11 protein-coding genes are annotated in these 16,707 nt (G+C 74.4%); 4 read left to right on the forward strand and 7 right to left on the reverse strand.

The features are described from left to right. Positions 1 to 167: 167 nt before the first annotated feature. Positions 168 to 2,153, forward strand: coding sequence for an acyl-CoA dehydrogenase (locus tag AB0B20_RS03950; protein WP_357390914.1), 1,986 nt, complete (start codon positions 168 to 170; stop codon positions 2,151 to 2,153). A gap of 27 nt (positions 2,154 to 2,180) precedes the next feature. Here the strand turns inward: AB0B20_RS03950 and AB0B20_RS03955 are convergent, their stop codons facing one another. The 3 genes from AB0B20_RS03955 to AB0B20_RS03965 all read right to left on the reverse strand — a co-directional run bounded on the left by AB0B20_RS03955 (position 2,181) and on the right by AB0B20_RS03965 (position 3,932). Beyond that, a complete protein-coding gene (locus AB0B20_RS03955; protein ID WP_357467890.1) occupies positions 2,181 to 3,158 on the reverse strand; it encodes a hypothetical protein in 978 nt (325 codons plus the stop codon). Next, complete coding sequence (locus tag AB0B20_RS03960; protein WP_357390918.1) at positions 3,155 to 3,493, reverse strand: PadR family transcriptional regulator; 339 nt, start codon at positions 3,491 to 3,493, stop codon at positions 3,155 to 3,157. The genes AB0B20_RS03955 and AB0B20_RS03960 overlap by 4 nt, the downstream gene beginning before the upstream one ends. A gap of 94 nt (positions 3,494 to 3,587) precedes the next feature. Beyond that, positions 3,588 to 3,932: a hypothetical protein gene (locus AB0B20_RS03965; RefSeq protein ID WP_357390920.1), complete on the reverse strand. Its 345-nt coding sequence runs from the start codon at positions 3,930 to 3,932 to the stop codon at positions 3,588 to 3,590. A gap of 291 nt (positions 3,933 to 4,223) precedes the next feature. On the opposite strand from AB0B20_RS03965, the gene AB0B20_RS03970 reads away from it, so the two are divergent. The 3 genes from AB0B20_RS03970 (at position 4,224) to AB0B20_RS03980 (ending at position 9,920) form a co-directional block, all read left to right on the forward strand. Continuing rightward, positions 4,224 to 5,453, forward strand: coding sequence for a cellulose binding domain-containing protein (locus AB0B20_RS03970; protein ID WP_357390922.1), 1,230 nt, complete (start codon positions 4,224 to 4,226; stop codon positions 5,451 to 5,453). Between the two features lie 289 nt (positions 5,454 to 5,742). Beyond that, positions 5,743 to 7,905, forward strand: coding sequence for a BTAD domain-containing putative transcriptional regulator (locus AB0B20_RS03975; protein WP_357467894.1), 2,163 nt, complete (start codon positions 5,743 to 5,745; stop codon positions 7,903 to 7,905). Next, on the forward strand, positions 7,902 to 9,920 hold the full coding sequence (locus tag AB0B20_RS03980; protein ID WP_357467897.1) for a BTAD domain-containing putative transcriptional regulator: 2,019 nt from the start codon (positions 7,902 to 7,904) through the stop codon (positions 9,918 to 9,920). Before AB0B20_RS03975 ends, AB0B20_RS03980 begins: the two co-directional genes overlap by 4 nt. A 4-nt stretch (positions 9,921 to 9,924) precedes the next feature. Here AB0B20_RS03980 and AB0B20_RS03985 read toward each other — a convergent pair whose 3' ends face one another. From AB0B20_RS03985 to AB0B20_RS04000, 4 genes are all read right to left on the reverse strand, one after another. Then, positions 9,925 to 12,315 carry a hypothetical protein gene (locus AB0B20_RS03985; RefSeq protein WP_357467901.1) on the reverse strand — a complete coding sequence of 797 codons (2,391 nt, stop codon included), beginning with the start codon at positions 12,313 to 12,315 and terminating at the stop codon, positions 9,925 to 9,927. A 1-nt stretch (position 12,316) separates the two neighbouring features. Further along, complete coding sequence (locus tag AB0B20_RS03990) at positions 12,317 to 12,952, reverse strand: response regulator transcription factor (RefSeq protein WP_357390930.1); 636 nt, start codon at positions 12,950 to 12,952, stop codon at positions 12,317 to 12,319. A gap of 119 nt (positions 12,953 to 13,071) precedes the next feature. Next, entirely contained in the window at positions 13,072 to 13,392 is a 321-nt protein-coding gene (locus AB0B20_RS03995) for a YbaB/EbfC family nucleoid-associated protein (protein ID WP_357390932.1), read from the reverse strand. A gap of 32 nt (positions 13,393 to 13,424) precedes the next feature. Beyond that, positions 13,425 to 16,706, reverse strand: coding sequence for a right-handed parallel beta-helix repeat-containing protein (locus AB0B20_RS04000; RefSeq protein WP_357467904.1), 3,282 nt, complete (start codon positions 16,704 to 16,706; stop codon positions 13,425 to 13,427). Position 16,707: the final 1 nt, after the last annotated feature.

Consider the following 16,707-nt stretch of genomic DNA (forward strand, 5'->3'; position numbering starts at 1 on the left):
GGACGCCTCCAGTGCTCGAAGTGAGGACAGCCTAACCTCAGCCCCGGAAGCGACCGAGGCGGGTGGCACGGCTCACCACGGCCTCCGCCAGCGGGGTCCGGTGACCGCCGGTAATGTTGATCAGGCCGAGAGTGCACCCAAATGTCCGCTGCCCCAGAGGAGCGACCATGCTCGATCACGCGTCCGGCCGAATCGACATCGCCCGCCTCCAGGAGACGCTCGACGGACCGTGGTCCGAGGTCCGCCAGGCCCACCGCAAACACCTCGACGAGCGCTTCCTGCCGGTCTACGGCGAGACCGGCGACCAGGCGCGGGAGCGGATCACCCGGCTGCTCGGCGAACTCCCGGTCGAGCTGGGCATCGCCGCGGGCTTCCCGGCCGAGTACGGCGGCCGGTCCGACATCGGCGCCTCGATCGTCGCCACCGAGATGCTGGCGCAGGTCGACCTGTCACTCATGGTGAAGGCCGGCGTGCAGTGGGGCCTGTTCGGCGGCGCGGTCGCCGCCCTCGGCACCAAGCGCCACCACGACGCCTACCTCCGGGACATCGTCGAGGGCCGTCTCTTCGGGTGCTTCGCGATGACCGAGACCGGTCACGGCTCGGACGTGCAGCAGCTGCGCACGACCTGCGTGTACGACCCGCTGACGCAGACCTTCGACCTGCACACGCCGCACGAGGCGGCGCGCAAGGACTACATCGGCAACGCCGCGCGGGACGGGCGGATGGCCGTGGTCTTCGCCCAGCTGATCAGCGGCGGGCACCGCCACGGGGTGCACGCGTGGCTGGTGCCGATCCGCGACGAGCACGGCAACCCGATGCCCGGCGTGAGCATCGGCGACGCCGGCCCCAAGGCCGGGCTGCTCGGCGTGGACAACGGGCGGCTCAGCTTCGACCACGTCCGGGTGCCCCGGGAGATGCTGCTGGACCGGTACGCGCAGGTGGCCGAGGACGGGACGTACTCCAGCGCGATCGAGAACGACTCGCGCCGCTTCTTCACCATGCTCGGCACGCTGGTGCGGGGCCGGGTCAGCGTGGGCGGCGCCGCGTCGGCGGCCACCAAGGCGGCGCTCGCCATCGCGGTGCGCTACGGCGACATCCGCCGCCAGTTCAGCGACGGCGACGGCGACCGCGAGGTGCTGCTCAACGACTACCTGGCCCACCAGCGCAAGCTGCTGCCCGCGCTCGCCACCACGTACGCGCTGCACTTCGCCCAGACCGAGCTGGTCGCCGCGCTCGACGAGATCCAGGGCGGCGACGGGCCGGTCGACGAGCACCGGCAGCGGGAGCTGGAGTCCCGGGCCGCCGGGCTCAAGGCGGCGCAGACCTGGCACGCGACGCGCACCATCCAGACGTGCCGGGAGGCGTGCGGCGGCGCCGGCTACCTGTCGGAGAACCGGCTGCCCAGCCTGAAGGCCGACACCGACGTGTTCACCACGTTCGAGGGCGACAACACGGTGCTGCTCCAGCTGGTCGCCAAGGGGCTGCTGACCGGCTACCGGGACGAGTTCGGCTCGCTGGACGGCTGGGGACGCGCCTCCTTCGTCGCCGAGCAGGTACGCGAGATGGTGCTGGAGCGCACCGCCGCGCGGGCGCTCATCGCGCGGCTGGTCGGCGCCGTGCCGGGCCGCGACGACGAGGTCGCGGTCACCGACCGGGGCTGGCAGCTCAAGGTGTTCGAGGACCGCGAGGAGCACCTGCTGGACAGCGCGGTCCGCCGGCTGCGCGGCGGCGCGTCGACGAAGAAGGACCGTCCCTTCGACATCTTCAACGACGTGCAGGACCACGTCCTCGCCGTCGCCGCCGCGCACGTCGACCGGGTGACCCTGGAGGCGTTCGTCGCCGGCATCGACGCCACCGCCGACCCGGCGGTCAAGGAGCTGCTGTCCCGGGTCTGCGACCTGTACGCGCTGAGCGTCATCGAGGCGAACAAGGGCTGGCTGCTGGAGCACGGCCGGCTCACCCCGGCCCGGTCCAAGACGATCACCAGCGTGGTGAACGGGCTGCTCAAGGAACTGCGGCCGTACATGCGCACGCTGGTGGACGGTTTCGCCATCCCGGACGCGTGGCTGCACGCCGCGATCCTGCGCGAGGAGCCCGGACGCCAGGAGCAGATGGCCGCCCACGACGCGGAGGCACAGGCAGCCGCCGGCTAGGGCCGGCCGTGGCGCCACGGCCCCCGGTCAGGTGCCGGGGGCCGGCGCGGGTCGCGGTCGTACCGGCGGATCCGGCGTCCCGGCCGGGTCGGCCGCGGCGGCCCGCGACGCGGCGTACCCGCTCGCGCCGATCGCCAGGTACAGGCCGCCGAACAGCCAGAACGCGGCGAACAGGAAGCCGCGCTCGGCCATCGCGAGGGTCATCACGAGCGCCCCGGCCACCGCGGTCACCGCGTAACCGGCCCGCATGCCGTACGCGCACAGCGCGCCGACGGCGAGTGGTGCGGCGATCCACAGCGCCGCGCCCACCCAGCCGACGCCGACCGAGCCGCCCGCCGACGCGACCGCCACGAGCACGCCGGGCATCGCCACGAACCCGCCGGTCAGGTAGTGCCCCCACCGTCCACCGGCTCCGCGCCGCAACGCCCACGGCACCAGCGCCGCCGCACCGGCCACCAGCGCGAGCGGGAAGTAGTGCAGGCCGATCTCGCCGGACGCGCAGGCGAACAGCGCCAGCACCGCCGCGCCGGCGAACCGGGCCGCGCCGCGGACCCGGTCGGGCAGCACCAGCGGCGCGGCCGCGAGGAGCGCCGGCAGCACCGTGAGCATCGCGATGCCGGGGCCGAACCGGCGGACGAGGCCCTGCTCGCCGGAGTCGGCGCCGAGCGGGTACACCGGCACGGTGGACGGCAGCAGGAAGCTCACGCACACGGCGATCAGCACACCGGCCGCCACCGCTACCACTGACAGCATCCGGGCGGCCCGCTCCGCGCCGTCCTGGACCGGCAGGCCCAGCTCCTCCCGCGCCTGGCCCGCCACCTCGTGCGGCTCGCCGAGACCGGCGAGGATCTCGGCGATGTCGCGTCCACCGTCCAGCGCGTCGGCGATGTGCGCGCGGACGTCCGCGACGATCTCGCCCGCCGCGCCCGGCGGGACCTCGGACAACTCCGCGTCGAGGGCCCGCAGATAGGTCTCCGCCGCCTCCGGGAGGCCGTCGTCGCTCATGTCTCCTCCGCCATCAACTCGTCGACGTGCGGCTGGATCTCCCGCCACACCCCCGCGAACAACCGCAGGTGCGCCCGCCCCTGATCGGTGATCGTGTAGTACCGCCGGGCGTGCCCCTGCTCGGGCGCCACCCACCGGGTCTCCACGGTGCCCGCCTGCCGCATCCTGGCGAGCAGCGGATACAGGCTGCCCTCGCTCGCGGTCAGGCCACGGACGGCGAGCCACTCGGCCAGTTCCAGGCCGTACATGTCGCGCCGCGCGAGCAACGCGAGCACGCAGAACTCCAGCACGCCCTTGCGGATGTTCGTGGTGATCCGCTCGCGTGCACCGTCCATGCTTCGCAAGATACCTTGCTATGCAAGACCTCTGACGCGAGGGGTCCGCGGCACGCCACGCTCACGTGCCGCGGACCGGCGTCGCGGGGGTCGCTCAGAGCGTCCGGTACGAGCCGAAGGTGCCGCGCGTCGTCCAGCCCCGGAAGAGGCCGAGCCCGTACCCCTCGCCGCCGCAGTCGGCGGATTTGTAGCCGATGACGTTCTGGAAGCCTCCGCTCCAGGCCAGCAACCAGTCGGAGTCCGCCGGGAAGGGGCGGCAGAGACCGTCCGGCGCGGCCTGCCGGGCGACCACGGCGAGCGGATTGCTGGAGTAGAAGACCAGGCCCGTGTCGGGGTTCGGGATCGTCGCCGGCTCGGCGGCGGCGGGCGTGGCGAGCAGCGGGACGGTCAGGGCCGCGGCGGCGAGACCGGCGGCGATTCGCATGGTGGACGTGCGCATTCTGTCCTCCAGGGACGGTGGGCGGCCAGGGAGGGGCGGCGGTTTCCCGCCCCGCCAGGAGCGATGCGCATCGATGCCAACCGTGCCGGAGAAAAGTTGAGTTGTCAACCAAATCGGCGTCAGGCATCGACCGACGTGCATTGACACATTTGGTTACGGCGGTGATAGTAACTGCAAAGCTCCCGCCGGTCCCCCCGCGGGGACGCACCCGGCGGCGCCACGCCGACGTGGCCGACAGACCGCCACCACCACCTCCCAGGGAGCGCCGTCACGACGTCCCCTGGAGGACGCATGAGAACAAGATCGAAGATCTACGCCGGGCTGGCGGCCGCCGTCGTCCCGATCGCCTCGGTGATCGTCGCGCTCGGCGCGACACCGGCGGGCGCCGCGATCGGCGGCTCGGGGCCCTACCCCGCCGACTACGAGACCTCGTCGAGCCTGCCCAACCACACCATCTTCCGGCCCCAGACGCTCCCGTCCGAGCGCCTTCCCGTCCTGGTGTGGGGCAACGGCGCGTGCTCGGCCAACGGCCTCTCCCAGGGCAACTTCCTGCGCGAGATCGCCTCCCACGGCTTCCTCGCCATCGCCAACGGCGCACCGAACGGCTCCGGCTCCACGAACTCCCAGATGCTCACCCAGTCCATCGACTGGGCGGTGGCGGAGAACTCCCGGTCGGGCAGCAAGTACTACAACCGGATCGACACCACGAAGATCGCCGTGGCCGGGTTCTCCTGCGGCGGCCTGGAGGCGTACGCGGTCTCAAACGATCCGCGCGTCACCACCACCGGCATCTTCAGCAGCGGCCTGCTGAACGACGCCGACGACTACCAACTGCGCCGGCTGACCAAGCCGATCGCGTACATCGTCGGCGGGCCCAGCGACATCGCGTACCCGAACGCGATGGACGACTGGGGCAAGCTGCCGCCCGGGCTGCCCGCCTTCATGGGCAACCTGAACGTCGGGCACGGCGGCACGTACGACCAGCCCAACGGCGGCGAGTTCGGCCGGGTCGCGGTGCTCTACCTCAAGTGGCGGCTGAAGGGCGACATCGGCGCCGGGGCCAACTTCGTCGGCCCGGACTGCGGGCTGTGCCGCACCCAGTGGAGCGTGCAGCAGAAGAACCTGACGCTCGACGGCCCGCCGCCCACCACTCCCCCGCCCACGACCCCGCCGCCCACCACGCCGCCGCCGACGACGCCTCCGCCCACCACCCCGCCGCCCGGCGGGGCCTCCTGCACCGCCGTCTACGCCGTCCAGGACCAGTGGAACGGCGGCTTCGTCGCCAGCGTGACGGTCACCGCCGGGAGCGCCGCGCTGACCGGCTGGCGGGTGACGCTCACCCTGCCCGGCGGCGCCGCGATCAGCTCGCTGTGGAACGGCGTGCCGAGCGGCACCAGCGGCACCGTCACGGTGGCCAACCAGAGCTACAACGGACGGCTCGGCGCGGGGCAGACCACCACCTTCGGATTCCAGGGCACCGGCAGCGGCGGCGGCGCCACCGCCACCTGCGCCGGCAGCTGAACCACTCCGGCGGGGGCCGGCGCCGGACGCCGGCCCCCGCCGAGGTGAGTATCGTCTCGCCGGTACGCACGGCCGCCCGCCGATCCCTCGTGGACGGTCTGGACCGGCCTCGCGAAGACTGCCTGCTAGCGCGACCACCGGCGGCCGGAGGTAAACATTTCGCGCACCGGAAAGCCCTGTGCCGTAAGCCTTCCGGCCATCCACACGAAGTTGACATGGTAGATGGTTGGGCTAGGGTTCCGCCGAACGGTTGTCACCGAGGCAGGTATCCGGTCACCACGAGGACGGCATGACGGCACAGTGCAGTGGCTTCGACATCCGCTTGCTGGGCAGTCTCCGGATCACGTACGCCGGGCGGGAACTGCCACTGCGCTCGGCTCAGCGCCGGGCCGTCTTCAGCGCGCTGGCGCTCACCCCGGAGCGGGGCCTGTCCCGGGACGAGCTGATCGCCGCCGTCTGGGGTGAGCATCCCCCGGCCAGCGCGACCGGCAACCTCTACACGTACGTCTCCGCCCTGCGCCGCATGCTCGAACCGGACCGGCACAGGTGGTCCTCCGGCGGGGTGCTCACATCCGAGGGCGGCAGCTACCGGCTGCACGTCGACGCCGACGCGGTCGACGTGCACCGCTTCGAGCGGTTACGGGAGCGCAGCCGCGCGCCGCGCGCCGCCGGGGACACGGCCGGTGAACTGGCCGCGCTGGACGCCGCACTGGCCGAGTGGCGGGGCGACGAGGCGCTCGTCGGCGTACCGGGACCACGAGCCGCCGGCCATCGGATCCGGCTCGGCGAGCTGTACCTGACCACAGTGGAGCGGCAGGCCGAGCTGATGCTGGGCCTCGGACGCGGCGCCGAGGTCGTCGACCGTCTGCTCGCGCTCGCCGGCCGCCACCCGGCCCGGGAGAGCCTGTACGCGGTGGCCATGCGGGCCCTGGCCGCGCAGGGGCGTACCGCCGAGGCGCTGGCGCTGTACGCCGCACTGCGGGACCGGCTGGTCGAGGAGGCCGGCACCGAACCCGCCGCCGCGCTCCGGCAGATCCACGAACAGCTCCTGGGCGGCAACCCGGCGCACCCGCGCGCCCCCGGTCCGGCGCCGTCCCGGCACCCCGGCTTCCGGGGTCGCTCCGCCGCGCTGGCCCACCTGCGGTCGGCGGTCACCGGCCTGGCCGGCGGACGCGGCGGCAGCGTCTGGGTCAGCGGCGAGGCCGGCATCGGGAAGTCCGCGCTGCTGGCCGAGGGACTGAGCGGCGCGGCCCCGCTCGGCGTCCGGGTCGGCTGGGCCGTCGGCGACGAGCTGGCGTACCGGATGCCGTTGAGCATCGTGCTGGAGTGCCTGTCACTGGGCGACGCCGGCCTGCCCGCCTCCTTGCACGCCTGCACGGGCGGGGCGTCACCGACCATGACCGTGATCGACACGGTCCAGCGGTTCGTGGTCGCGCGGTGCGCCGAACGGCCGCTGCTGCTGGTCCTCGACGACCTCCAGTGGGCCGACGACATGTCGCTGCTGATCTGGCACGCGCTGCACAAGCTCACCACGCGGCTGCCGCTGCTGCTCGTCTCCGCCGCCCGCCCGGTGCCCGCCGGGTACGAGGTGCGGCTCCTGCGCCGGGTGCTGCCCCGCGACGGCACCGCGCTGATCGAACTCGGGCCGCTGGACGACGACACGGCGGCCGGCCTGGTGCGCACCTGGTCCCGCCCGCCCGGCCCGGATCTGGGCACCGCGCGCTCGTTCGTCGCGGCGGCCGCCGGGAACCCGTACTACCTGCGGCATCTCGTGCTCGCCGACCGCGACGGCCGGACCGCCGACACGCCCGGACCGGAACTGACCGACGCCGTCTCCCGGCACCTGCAACCGCTCGCCGACGACACCCGTCAACTGCTGCGGGCGATCGCGTTCCTCGGCAACAACTACCTGGTGACCGACCTCGCAGCGGTCACCGGCAGATCGGCGCCGGAGCTCCTGCCGGCCGTGGAGGAGGCGCTGGCCGCCGGCCTCCTCGTCGAGGACGGACGCCGCCTGCGGTTCCGGCACCCGGTCATCCGCCGGGTCCTGCGCGGCGCGATCCCGACCGCGCTGCGGGTGCTGATGCACAGGCAGTTCGCCCAGCGGCTCGCCGAGGCCGGCGGCGACCTCGGCCGGGTCGCGGGCCAGTTGCTGGCCGGGCCGGTGCCGGTCGACGCGTGGGTGCAGGACTGGCTCACCGCGCACGCCGCGCAGCTGAGCGCTGTCGCCCCCGCGCCCGCGATCGCGGTGCTGCGGCACGCCGTCGCCGCACCCGGCCTCTCCGCACCGGCCCGCGAGCTGCTCACCGCGCAGCTGGCCCGGGTGCTGCACCGCAGCGGGCTGCCCGCCGGCGCCGAGGCGAGCTGGGTGTCGGCGCACACCGGGGACGCCGCGACGCGCGCCGAGATGGACCGGATCGCCGTCGGGACACCGGTCTCCGGCCAGCGGTGAGAAGACTGCGCGTCACCGTTCTGGGGCCGGTACGCGCCTGGAACGGCGAGGTCGAGATCGACCTCGGCCCGGCCCGGCGGCGGGCCCTGTTCGCGGTGCTGGCGGCGAACGCCAACCGCCCGGTCACCCGCACCGAGCTGATCCGCGCGCTCTGGGGCGAGTCGGCGCCGAGCACCGCGGCGGGCAACATCTACACCTACGTCTCCGGGCTGCGGCGCGGCCTCGGCCCGGCCGGAGGGCTGCTGCGCTCCGGCCGGACCGGCTACACGTTGCGCCTCGAACCGGGCGCGCTGGACGCCGACCGGTTCGAGAGGCTGTGCGAGGCGGCCGGGGCGGCGGCCGCCGCCGGGCGGTCCGGGGAGGCAGTGGCCCTGCTCGACGAGGCGCTCGCGCTCTGGCACGGCGAGGCGTACGCGAACGTCACCGGCCTCTTCGCCGACCTCGACCGGCACCGCCTGACGGAGCTGCGGATCGCCGCGGCGGAGCGGCGGGCCCGGCTGGTCCTGGCCGGCGGCGGCGACGACGCGCTGATCGCCGAGCTGACCGGCCTGGTCCGCGACCACCCGCTGCACGAGCCGTTCCACGAGCTGCTGATGGGCGCGCTGCACCGGGCGGGCCGGGGCACCGAGGCGCTCGACGTCTTCCACGCCGCACGCCGGGTGCTCACTGCCGAACTCGGCGTCGAGCCGGGCCCGGCCCTGCGCGGGCTGCAGAGCCGCATCCTCGCCGAGCCGACGCCGGCCGCCGCTGCGGCACCGGCCGCCTCGGCAGCCGTGGCGGCGCCCGCCGTACCGCCGCGGGGTGCCCTGGTCGGACGCGACGGCGACCTGGCGTTGCTGGCCGGCCTGCTGGGAGCGGGCCGCAGTGCGATCGTGTGGATCGAGGGCGAGCCGGGCATCGGCAAGTCCGCACTGCTCGACGCCGCCCTGGACGAGGCGCGGGCGCGGGGCCACCGGGTCGCGCGCGGCGTCGCCGAGGAACTCACCAGCCGCATCCCGCTGCACGTGATGCTCCGGGCGCTGGCCCTGGAGGACGCGCCGCACGAGGACCTGGCCACGGCCGTCGACCGGGTGCTCGACCACGTCCGGACGCTGACCGCCACGGGCCCGCTGGTGCTGGCCGTCGACCATCTCCAGTGGGCCGACGAGGTGAGCCTGCTGGCCTGGGAGCGGCTGGCCGCGCTGACCCGGTGGCTGCCGCTGCTGCTCGTCGCGACCGCCCGGCCCGAGCCCGGTCGCCGCGACCTGGCCCGGCTGCGGCGCGGGGTGAGCACCCGCGACGGGCACCTGATCCGGCTCGCCCCGCTGCCCGCGCCGGACATCGAACAGATCTTCGGTACGACGGTGGGCGTGCCGCCCGGCGCCACGCTGCGGTCACTGGCGCCGCTGGCCGCCGGCAATCCGCTGTACGCCCGGGAACTGGTCGCCGGACTCGTGGCGGAGGACGCGGTACGGGTGGTCGACGGGCTCGCCGAGGTCGACGCGCGCGCCGACGACATGCCGCGCTCGCTCCTGGACACCGTGCGGGCCAGCCTCGACCACCTCTCCCCCGGCGCCCGGGAGGCGCTGCGTTACGCCGCCCTGCTCGGCGGCGAGTTCGCCGTGGCCGAGGTCGCGGCGGTCACCGGACGGTCGCCGTTCGACCTGATGGCCGGGCTGGAGGAGGCGGTCGCTGCCGACGTCCTCGTGGCCGCCGGCAGCGAGCTGGCGTTCCGGCAACCCGTGCTGCGGCGGGCGCTCGCCGCAGGCATCCCCGCCGCGCTGCGCCCGACGCTGCACCGGCACGCGGCGCAGGCGCTCGCCGAGAACGGAGGCGCGCTCATCCGGATCGCCGAACACCTGCTCGCCGGTCCGCCCGAGGTGGACGAATGGCTGGTCGGCTGGCTGGTCGCGCACGGCGACGAGCTGTTCCGCCAAGCGCCGGAGGCGGGCCGGGAACTGGTGCGCCGCGCCCTGGCGAGCCGCCGGCTGTCGCAGGCGCAGCGGGCGACGCTCGCCGCCCTCCGCGACGGGTAGGCCCTCAGCGCAGCCCGGGTACGCCCGTGAACCGGCGCGCGGCCGCCGCCGGGACCGGCGTACCCGGGCCGGTGCGGCGCGCGAGATGCTGGCGCAGGGCGGCCAGGGCGAGGGCGTCGAAGCGTACCCGCCCGTCGACCGGCGGCTCCTCCACTGTCAGTTCCCGCAAGAGCAGCCGGGCCGGGGCACCGGCCTCCGGCTCCTGCACCTGGAGCACCGTGAACGCCGTACCGGGGAGGAAGAGGACCCGGGCCGGCACGCCGTCGCCGGTCTCGAACACGGCGGTGCGCCGCGCCGTGGCCGACCAGATCAGCACCTCGACCGTGCCCGGCAGGTCGGCGGGCGGCTCGGCGAGCGCGTTTGTGAACCCCCAGTCCGTCAGCACCCGGCGCTGCGCGATCCGGCGCAGGTCCGCCGTGGTCAGCTCGGCGCCGGCGTACGCGACGCCGCGGTGCGCCGGCAGCCGGCGTACGCCCGCCGACACGCACCTGGCGAACGGCACGTGACCACCCGGCTCGGCGGACCGCAGCGCCTGGTCCAGGCCGTCACCGGCGGCGGAGAGGTAGAGGCGGACGGCGGTGGCGTACTCCACCGCGCCGGCGCCGCCGGCGAGCGCCGGGTGCGCGGCGAGCACGCCCGCCACGTCGGCGGCGACGGCGGCGATCTCCCGGCGGAACGCGCGCCGGAACCAGGTCCGTTCCTCGTCCAGGTCGGGCCCCGGGCGTACGCCCCGCGCGTCGTCGCCGGGCGTGCGCTGGAAGCGGACGGGCGCCGGTGCGGGACGGTGCACCGGCAGCGTCATCGTCGGGCTGGTCGCCCAGCCCGCGCCGCCGCCGAGCACCGGCCCGGCCACATCCGGTCCCTCGCCGTGCGGCCCCGCCACGCCTGACCCGGCACCGTGCGGTCCGGCCACCTCCGGCGCCGCGCCGGGTAGTCCGGAGCCGGCCGGCAGGGCCGCGTCCGGCGGGGCGGCGGGAACGGCCACCCCGGCAGCGGCCACCTCGCCGGTCGGCGGCGCGGGCGGACCGGCCACGGCGACGGGCACCGGTTCCGGCACGGCCGCCGGCACCGGGACGGGCGGCACGGCCGCCGGCGGCGCGGAGACCGGACCGGCGGCGTCACCGGTCGTGTGCCAGTACGTCCCGGCCTCGAACCCGCGAGCCGAGAGCCCCGGACGTCCCGGCGCCACGGCCGAGGACGGCTGTACCGCCGTTCGCCCGCGGGTCGCCGGGTCCAGCCGCGCGGTCAGGTCGCCGGCCAGTTCCCGGTGGCGGTCAGCCACGGCCGGTGCCGGATCGTCCACCACCAGCCGGGCGCGGTTCGGGTCCATCGGCACCGCGCGGATCCGGTCGGCGTGCCGGGGCGCCTCGGGGCCGCGCAGCCAGAGGCCGGACGGGATCACCTCGACCACCGCGTCGTGGGCGTACTGGTAGACGCGGGGGCCGACCGGCTCGCCGAGTTCCGGCGGCGCGCGGTGGCGCAGGATGCGCGGCGTCACCGCCTTCGCGCCCAGGGTCTGCCGGGGACGGTAGGCCAGTTCCTCGGCGAAGACCTGCCAGCCGGGCCGCCCGTCGGTGTCGACGGTGAACATCGCCGGACCGTCCGGACGGCCGGTGGGCACGCCGGTGAAGACGCGCACCGGGCAGCGCAGCAGGTCGGCCAGCGCCTGCCCGAACTGGTCGCCCTCGGGCAACGCGACCGGGCCGTACTGGACGAAGCGGGCGTGCTCGCGGCCCTCGGGCGCCAGCCCGCGCCAGAACCGGGCAATGTCGTCCAGGCGCAGCGGCGCCGTTCCGGGGCAGCCCACCAGCACCGGCATCGCGTCCGGCAGGCACGGCATCGTCGCGGTGAGGTGACTTCCGTGTACGGCGACGGCGGCCTCGTCGCGGCTCTCCCGCAACCACACGCCGCCGGGTAGCGGCTCGGCGGCGCAGGTCGAGCTGATCGTCAGGTGGTCGACGGCGGCGCCGTCCCACGCCGGTACGGGATAGCGCTTCGACTGCCAGACCGGCGTCTGGCCGCGCCGGTAGCAGACCCAGCCGCCCAGGTCGGTCGCGTGCACGAACAGCAGTCCCGCCGCGCCCGGGATCATCCGCCCGAAGGGGGCGATCACCGGCCGGCCCAGCCGGTCGGAGAGCCACTGGCCGGCCAGCGCCCCGGTCTCCGGACGGGCGCCGCAGACCACCAGCCGGATGCCCCGGCGCAGGCGCTGCCGGCGCAGCTCGGTCGCGACCGTGTCCCAGATGTCGAACGGCAGCTCGTGTTGCAGGTCGAGGATCACGATGTCGTTGTCGGGATCCCGGTCCACCGAGAGCGCGACCGTGCGGGCCTCCGTGCTGATCCGCTCACTGGCGTGCAGCACCAGGGCGTTGCCGACGGTGTGGCGCGTGATCACCTCAGATCATGCCGGAGCGCAGGGCGTAGGCCACCGCGTGCGAGCGGTTGCGCAGCTTCAGCCGGTGGTTGAGGCCGTAGATGACGTTCTTCACCGTGCGCTCGGAGTAGCGCAGCTCGTCGGCGATCTCGTTGGTGTCGAAGCCCTCGGCCATCAGCCGCAACACGTCGATCTCCCGCGCGGTCAGGCCGGAAGCGTTCAGCCCGTTGGGGTTGAGCACGTCGCGCTGGAGCCGTTCGATGTGTTTGAGCAGCTCGCCCACCAGGTTCGGGGGCAGTACGCCGCCGCCGGAGGCGGCCGCCCGGACGCTGTGCGCGAGGCGTTCGGCGGTGACCGCCGCGCGCGGCAGGACCGCCACCACGCGGCACTCGACGGCGGTCAGCAGTTCCTGCTCGCTGACCTCCGTGGTGATCAGGACGACCGGGGCGCCGATCTCGGTCGCCGCGAGACGCAGCATGGCGATCACGTCGGTGGTGAGCCGTTCGGCGGCGACGACGAGGACCCGCGCCCGCGTGCGGTCCGCGCTGTCCAGCAGCGTGATGTCCGGACACGACCGGAGGTGGGCGGTCAGGCCGGTGTGGGTCAGCGGGTCGGGCGCGTGCACAAAGACGGCAACTTGCTCCACAGCCATCTCCATCACTGTCAGTAGGGGCTGACAGTCTCATGGAGAGTCCTTCAGGAAATCTCCACAGTCTCCGGCCGGAGGGCTGTAAGGCGTGAAGATGTGCGAGTAACCGCTGGTCAGACTTTTTTCAGTCAGTGAAGATTGATTTCGACAGGGCCCATCTTCTCCGTCGCGAGCTTCCCGGCATTCTCGCCCGCGGCCTGGATCGCCTCCATGATCGCCGCCTGCAACGACGCTGCGTCACGCCGTTCGTATACCACCGGGTCGACCCGGACGGCCTGGACCCTGCCCAGGCCGCTGGCCATGACGACCACCGTGGCGTCCTGCGAGCGGCCGGTCACGACCGCCTTCGCCAACTCCGCCTGCGCGCCGCGCATCTGGTCCTCCAGGCGCTGCGCGTTCTCCATGAACTCCTGGAACGAGGGCGGGATCGGCTTGGACTCGGGTTGCATGCCGGGCCTTTCTGTCCGGGACGGGCGGGTGGTCAGCCGACGGCGGCCAGGCCGCCGAGCCGTTCGCCGACCGCCGGGCCGGGCGCGGCCAGGTCGGCGAGGGCGAGGGTACGGGAGCCGGTGCGCCGGGTCAGCGCGAGCGAGAACTGGTGGGCGGCGTGGACGGTGCGCTCGGGCAACCGCCCGGCCATCTGCGTCAGCGCGGCCCGGACGTCGTCGGGCACCTCGTGGCCCCGCCGCTCCAGGTGCCGCAGCACGATCGCGGCCAGCTCGTCGGTGCTGAACTCGGGCACCGACCACTGCTGGCCGAACACCTCGTTCACCGCCGGCACCGCGGCCCGCAGGCCCGCCAGCGCCGCCTCGTCGCCGGTCAGCACCACCACCGGGTCACCGAGCCGGGAGCGCATCCGGCCGACCAGCGCCTCGGCGATCTCCGGCGCCACGCCGGAGCCGTCGTCGACGTAGTCGAGCTGGAGCACCCCGCCGGCCGCGTCGTCGAGCACCGCGTCGACGAGACTGCCGGTCTGGCCGGGCCACTGCGGCGCCAGCTCCCGGCTGGTGCCCGCCCGCACCAGGTGGCCGACCGGCACCAGGCCCAGCTCGGACAGGCAGGCCGCGTAGAGCCGGGCGTACTCGCTGCGGCCGCTGCCGGCCCGGCCGGCGAGCAGCACGTTGCCGGTGCGGCCGGGGCCGCGCCGGCGGTTGCGCCCCTCGCAGAGCTGCAACAACGTCTGCCCGGCCGCCTCCTTCACCCGCTGCCCGCCGACCAGGCCGCAGATCCTTTTCCAGCTGCGGGCAGCGTTTATCGCGCCGGTGGGATCGGTCGCCGCGTCGGGTTGCTCACCCTGCTCGACCGGCAGGTCCTCCAGCAGCGCCAGCTCCGGTTCGACGTCGGCGGCGGTGAGCCGGTTGAGTTCGCTGTCCTTCGTGGGCGGCGTGGTGGCCAGTCGCGACGCCTGGTTGTTGATCAGCGCCTCGAACAGCTTGCGCGCCACCCGGCCGTTGCCGAACGTGGCGTTCCTCGGCACCCGGGTGAAGTACGCGGTGAGCGCGTCCACCGCGTCGTCGGTCAGCTCGTAGTAGTGCTTGCTGACCAGGTTCGAGGTGATGGTGACGAGTTCCTCGACCGAGTAGTTCGGGAACTCGATGGTACGGGTGAAGCGGGACGCCATACCGGGGTTGGAGGCCAGGAACTGCTCCATCAGCTCGGAGTAGCCCGCGACGATCACCACCAGCTCGTCTCGGTGGTCCTCCATCATCTTCATCAGCGCGTCGATGGCCTCCTGGCCGAAGTCCGGTCCGGAGCCGCCGGAACCGCTGGACAGCGTGTACGCCTCGTCGATGAAGAGCACGCCGCCGAGCGCCTTGGTGACCAGCTCGGTCGTCTTGATCGCGGTGGAGCCGATGTACTGGCCCACCAGGTCGGCCCGCGCCGCCTCCACCATGTGGCCCTTGGACAGGATGCCCAGCTCCTTGAGCACCGAGCCGTACAGGCGGGCCACTGTGGTCTTGCCGGTGCCGGGCGGGCCCGCGAAGACCAGGTGCCGGCTCATCGGCGGCATCGGCAGGCCCATCTGGAGCCGGACCTGCGACATCTTGATCAGGTTGATCAGCGCGGTGACCTCCTGCTTCACCCCGCGCAGACCGATCAGGCCGTTCAACTCGCGAAGCGGCTCGCTCAGCTCGTCCGAGCCGTTCCCCTCGGCCGTACCCTCGTCGTCGGCGACCGGGACCGACGCGGCGGCCGGCGGGCCGGCGGGCATGGCCTGCGGACGGCCCACCGTCAGCGCCTCGGTGGTCACCGTCGCGCCGGGCGCGCGGCGCACGTCCTCGCCGCCGCTGTCGCGCACCACGCACCGGGTGAGCGCGACCGGCTCCACGGTGTCCACGCCGATGCCGGCCGCGCCGCTGCCGAACACCTCCCCGTCGCTCACCGACCCGCGGGAGCCCGCCTCGAAGACGATCCCGTCGGCCCGGGCGTCACGTACCCGGGTCTGCGTGACGCTCGCCGAGCCGGTGACCCGCAGGCCGTCGCGGGCCGCGCCGACGATCTCGCTGTCGCCGAGCTGGAGCGCCCCCTCGGCCAGTACGCCGGAACCGCGCAGCAGGGCCGCGCGCAGCGTCAGGTCGGCGCCGGCGCCCACCCGGACGCAGGCCGCGCCGGTACCGGTGAGGCGGGCCTCGCGCACGACGCCCCGCGCCGGTCCGGTCAGCGCGAGCGCCGTCGCCTCGCCCGCGTCCACCACCAGGTCGGTGCCCTCCAGCGAGGCGCCGTCCTGGACCAGCACCCCGGAGCCCGTGGTGATCTCGGCGCGCAGCCGCTGGAGCACGACCGCCGACTCGCCCGCGAGCACCGCGACGTTGTCCCGCGTACCCCGCACGGTCAGGCCGAGGAAACGCGGGGCGCCACCGTTGACGGCGACGCCCACCGGCGCGTCCTGGATCGTGCAGTCGGTGAAGGTCGGCCGGCCGCCGCCGAGCACCTGGACCGCTGTGTGCCCGGCGCCGCCGAACGTGCAGTCGCGGAACGACGGCGAGGCACCCTCGGCGATGTGCGCCGACTGCACCGCCGCGCCGGTGAACGTCGAGTCGCTGATCTGCACGTCGGCCTCGCCCCGGACGAAGACGTCGACGTTGCCGCTGCCGGTGACGGACAGGCCGCGGATGCGGGCCCACGCGCGCTGCTCGACCACCAGGGCGGGCTTGCCGGCGCCGGTGATCTCGCACTGCTCGACGGTGAGCCGGGCGTCGCCGCCGACGCACACGCTGTTCGCGCCGGCCGTACGCAGCCGGCAGCGGCGCAGCGTCAGCGCGCTCTGCTCGCCGGCCACCACGCTGCTCGTGGCGACGTCGTGGACGTCGGTGTCCTCGATCGTGCTCGAACCGGCCGACATCACCACCACGCCCGCGCCCGCCGAGCTGGTCACGTCGCAGCCGCGCAACGCGACGGTGCCCTGCATGCGGGCCAGCAGCGTCACCCAGGAGGCGCCGCTGACCCGGCAGTCGTCGAGCGCCACCTCGCCCGCGTACACGTCGACAGCGGCGAGCGTGGCGTCGGCTGAGCTGAGCGTGATGCCGCGCAGGTGGGCGCCCTCGCCGCGGACGACGAGAACGCTGCCCTCCTCGACGTGCACCTCGACCGTGCCGGGCTGGACCGCGCTGATCGTCACCCGGTCGCCGACCACGAGCTTCTCGACGTACCGGCCGGGGTGGACGTCGATCGTGGCGCCCGGCTCGGCGCGGGACAGCGCGGCGCCGATCGTCGGATGGGAGCCCGGCCTCCGGTCGCCCACCACAAGAACCTGCCGACTCACC

It is taken from the genome of Micromonospora sp. NPDC049151, assembly GCF_040648395.1.
Classification (GTDB): Bacteria; Actinomycetota; Actinomycetes; order Mycobacteriales; family Micromonosporaceae; genus Micromonospora.

Coding starts and splice junctions, on each gene's coding strand:
- AB0B20_RS03950 (WP_357390914.1), top strand. CDS start 168: ATGCTCGATCACGCGTCCGGCCGAATCGACATCGCCCGCCTCCAGGAG.
- AB0B20_RS03955 (WP_357467890.1), bottom strand. CDS start 3,158: ATGAGCGACGACGGCCTCCCGGAGGCGGCGGAGACCTATCTGCGGGCC.
- AB0B20_RS03960 (WP_357390918.1), bottom strand. CDS start 3,493: ATGGACGGTGCACGCGAGCGGATCACCACGAACATCCGCAAGGGCGTG.
- AB0B20_RS03965 (WP_357390920.1), bottom strand. CDS start 3,932: ATGCGCACGTCCACCATGCGAATCGCCGCCGGTCTCGCCGCCGCGGCC.
- AB0B20_RS03970 (WP_357390922.1), top strand. CDS start 4,224: ATGAGAACAAGATCGAAGATCTACGCCGGGCTGGCGGCCGCCGTCGTC.
- AB0B20_RS03975 (WP_357467894.1), top strand. CDS start 5,743: ATGACGGCACAGTGCAGTGGCTTCGACATCCGCTTGCTGGGCAGTCTC.
- AB0B20_RS03990 (WP_357390930.1), bottom strand. CDS start 12,952: ATGGAGATGGCTGTGGAGCAAGTTGCCGTCTTTGTGCACGCGCCCGAC.
- AB0B20_RS03995 (WP_357390932.1), bottom strand. CDS start 13,392: ATGCAACCCGAGTCCAAGCCGATCCCGCCCTCGTTCCAGGAGTTCATG.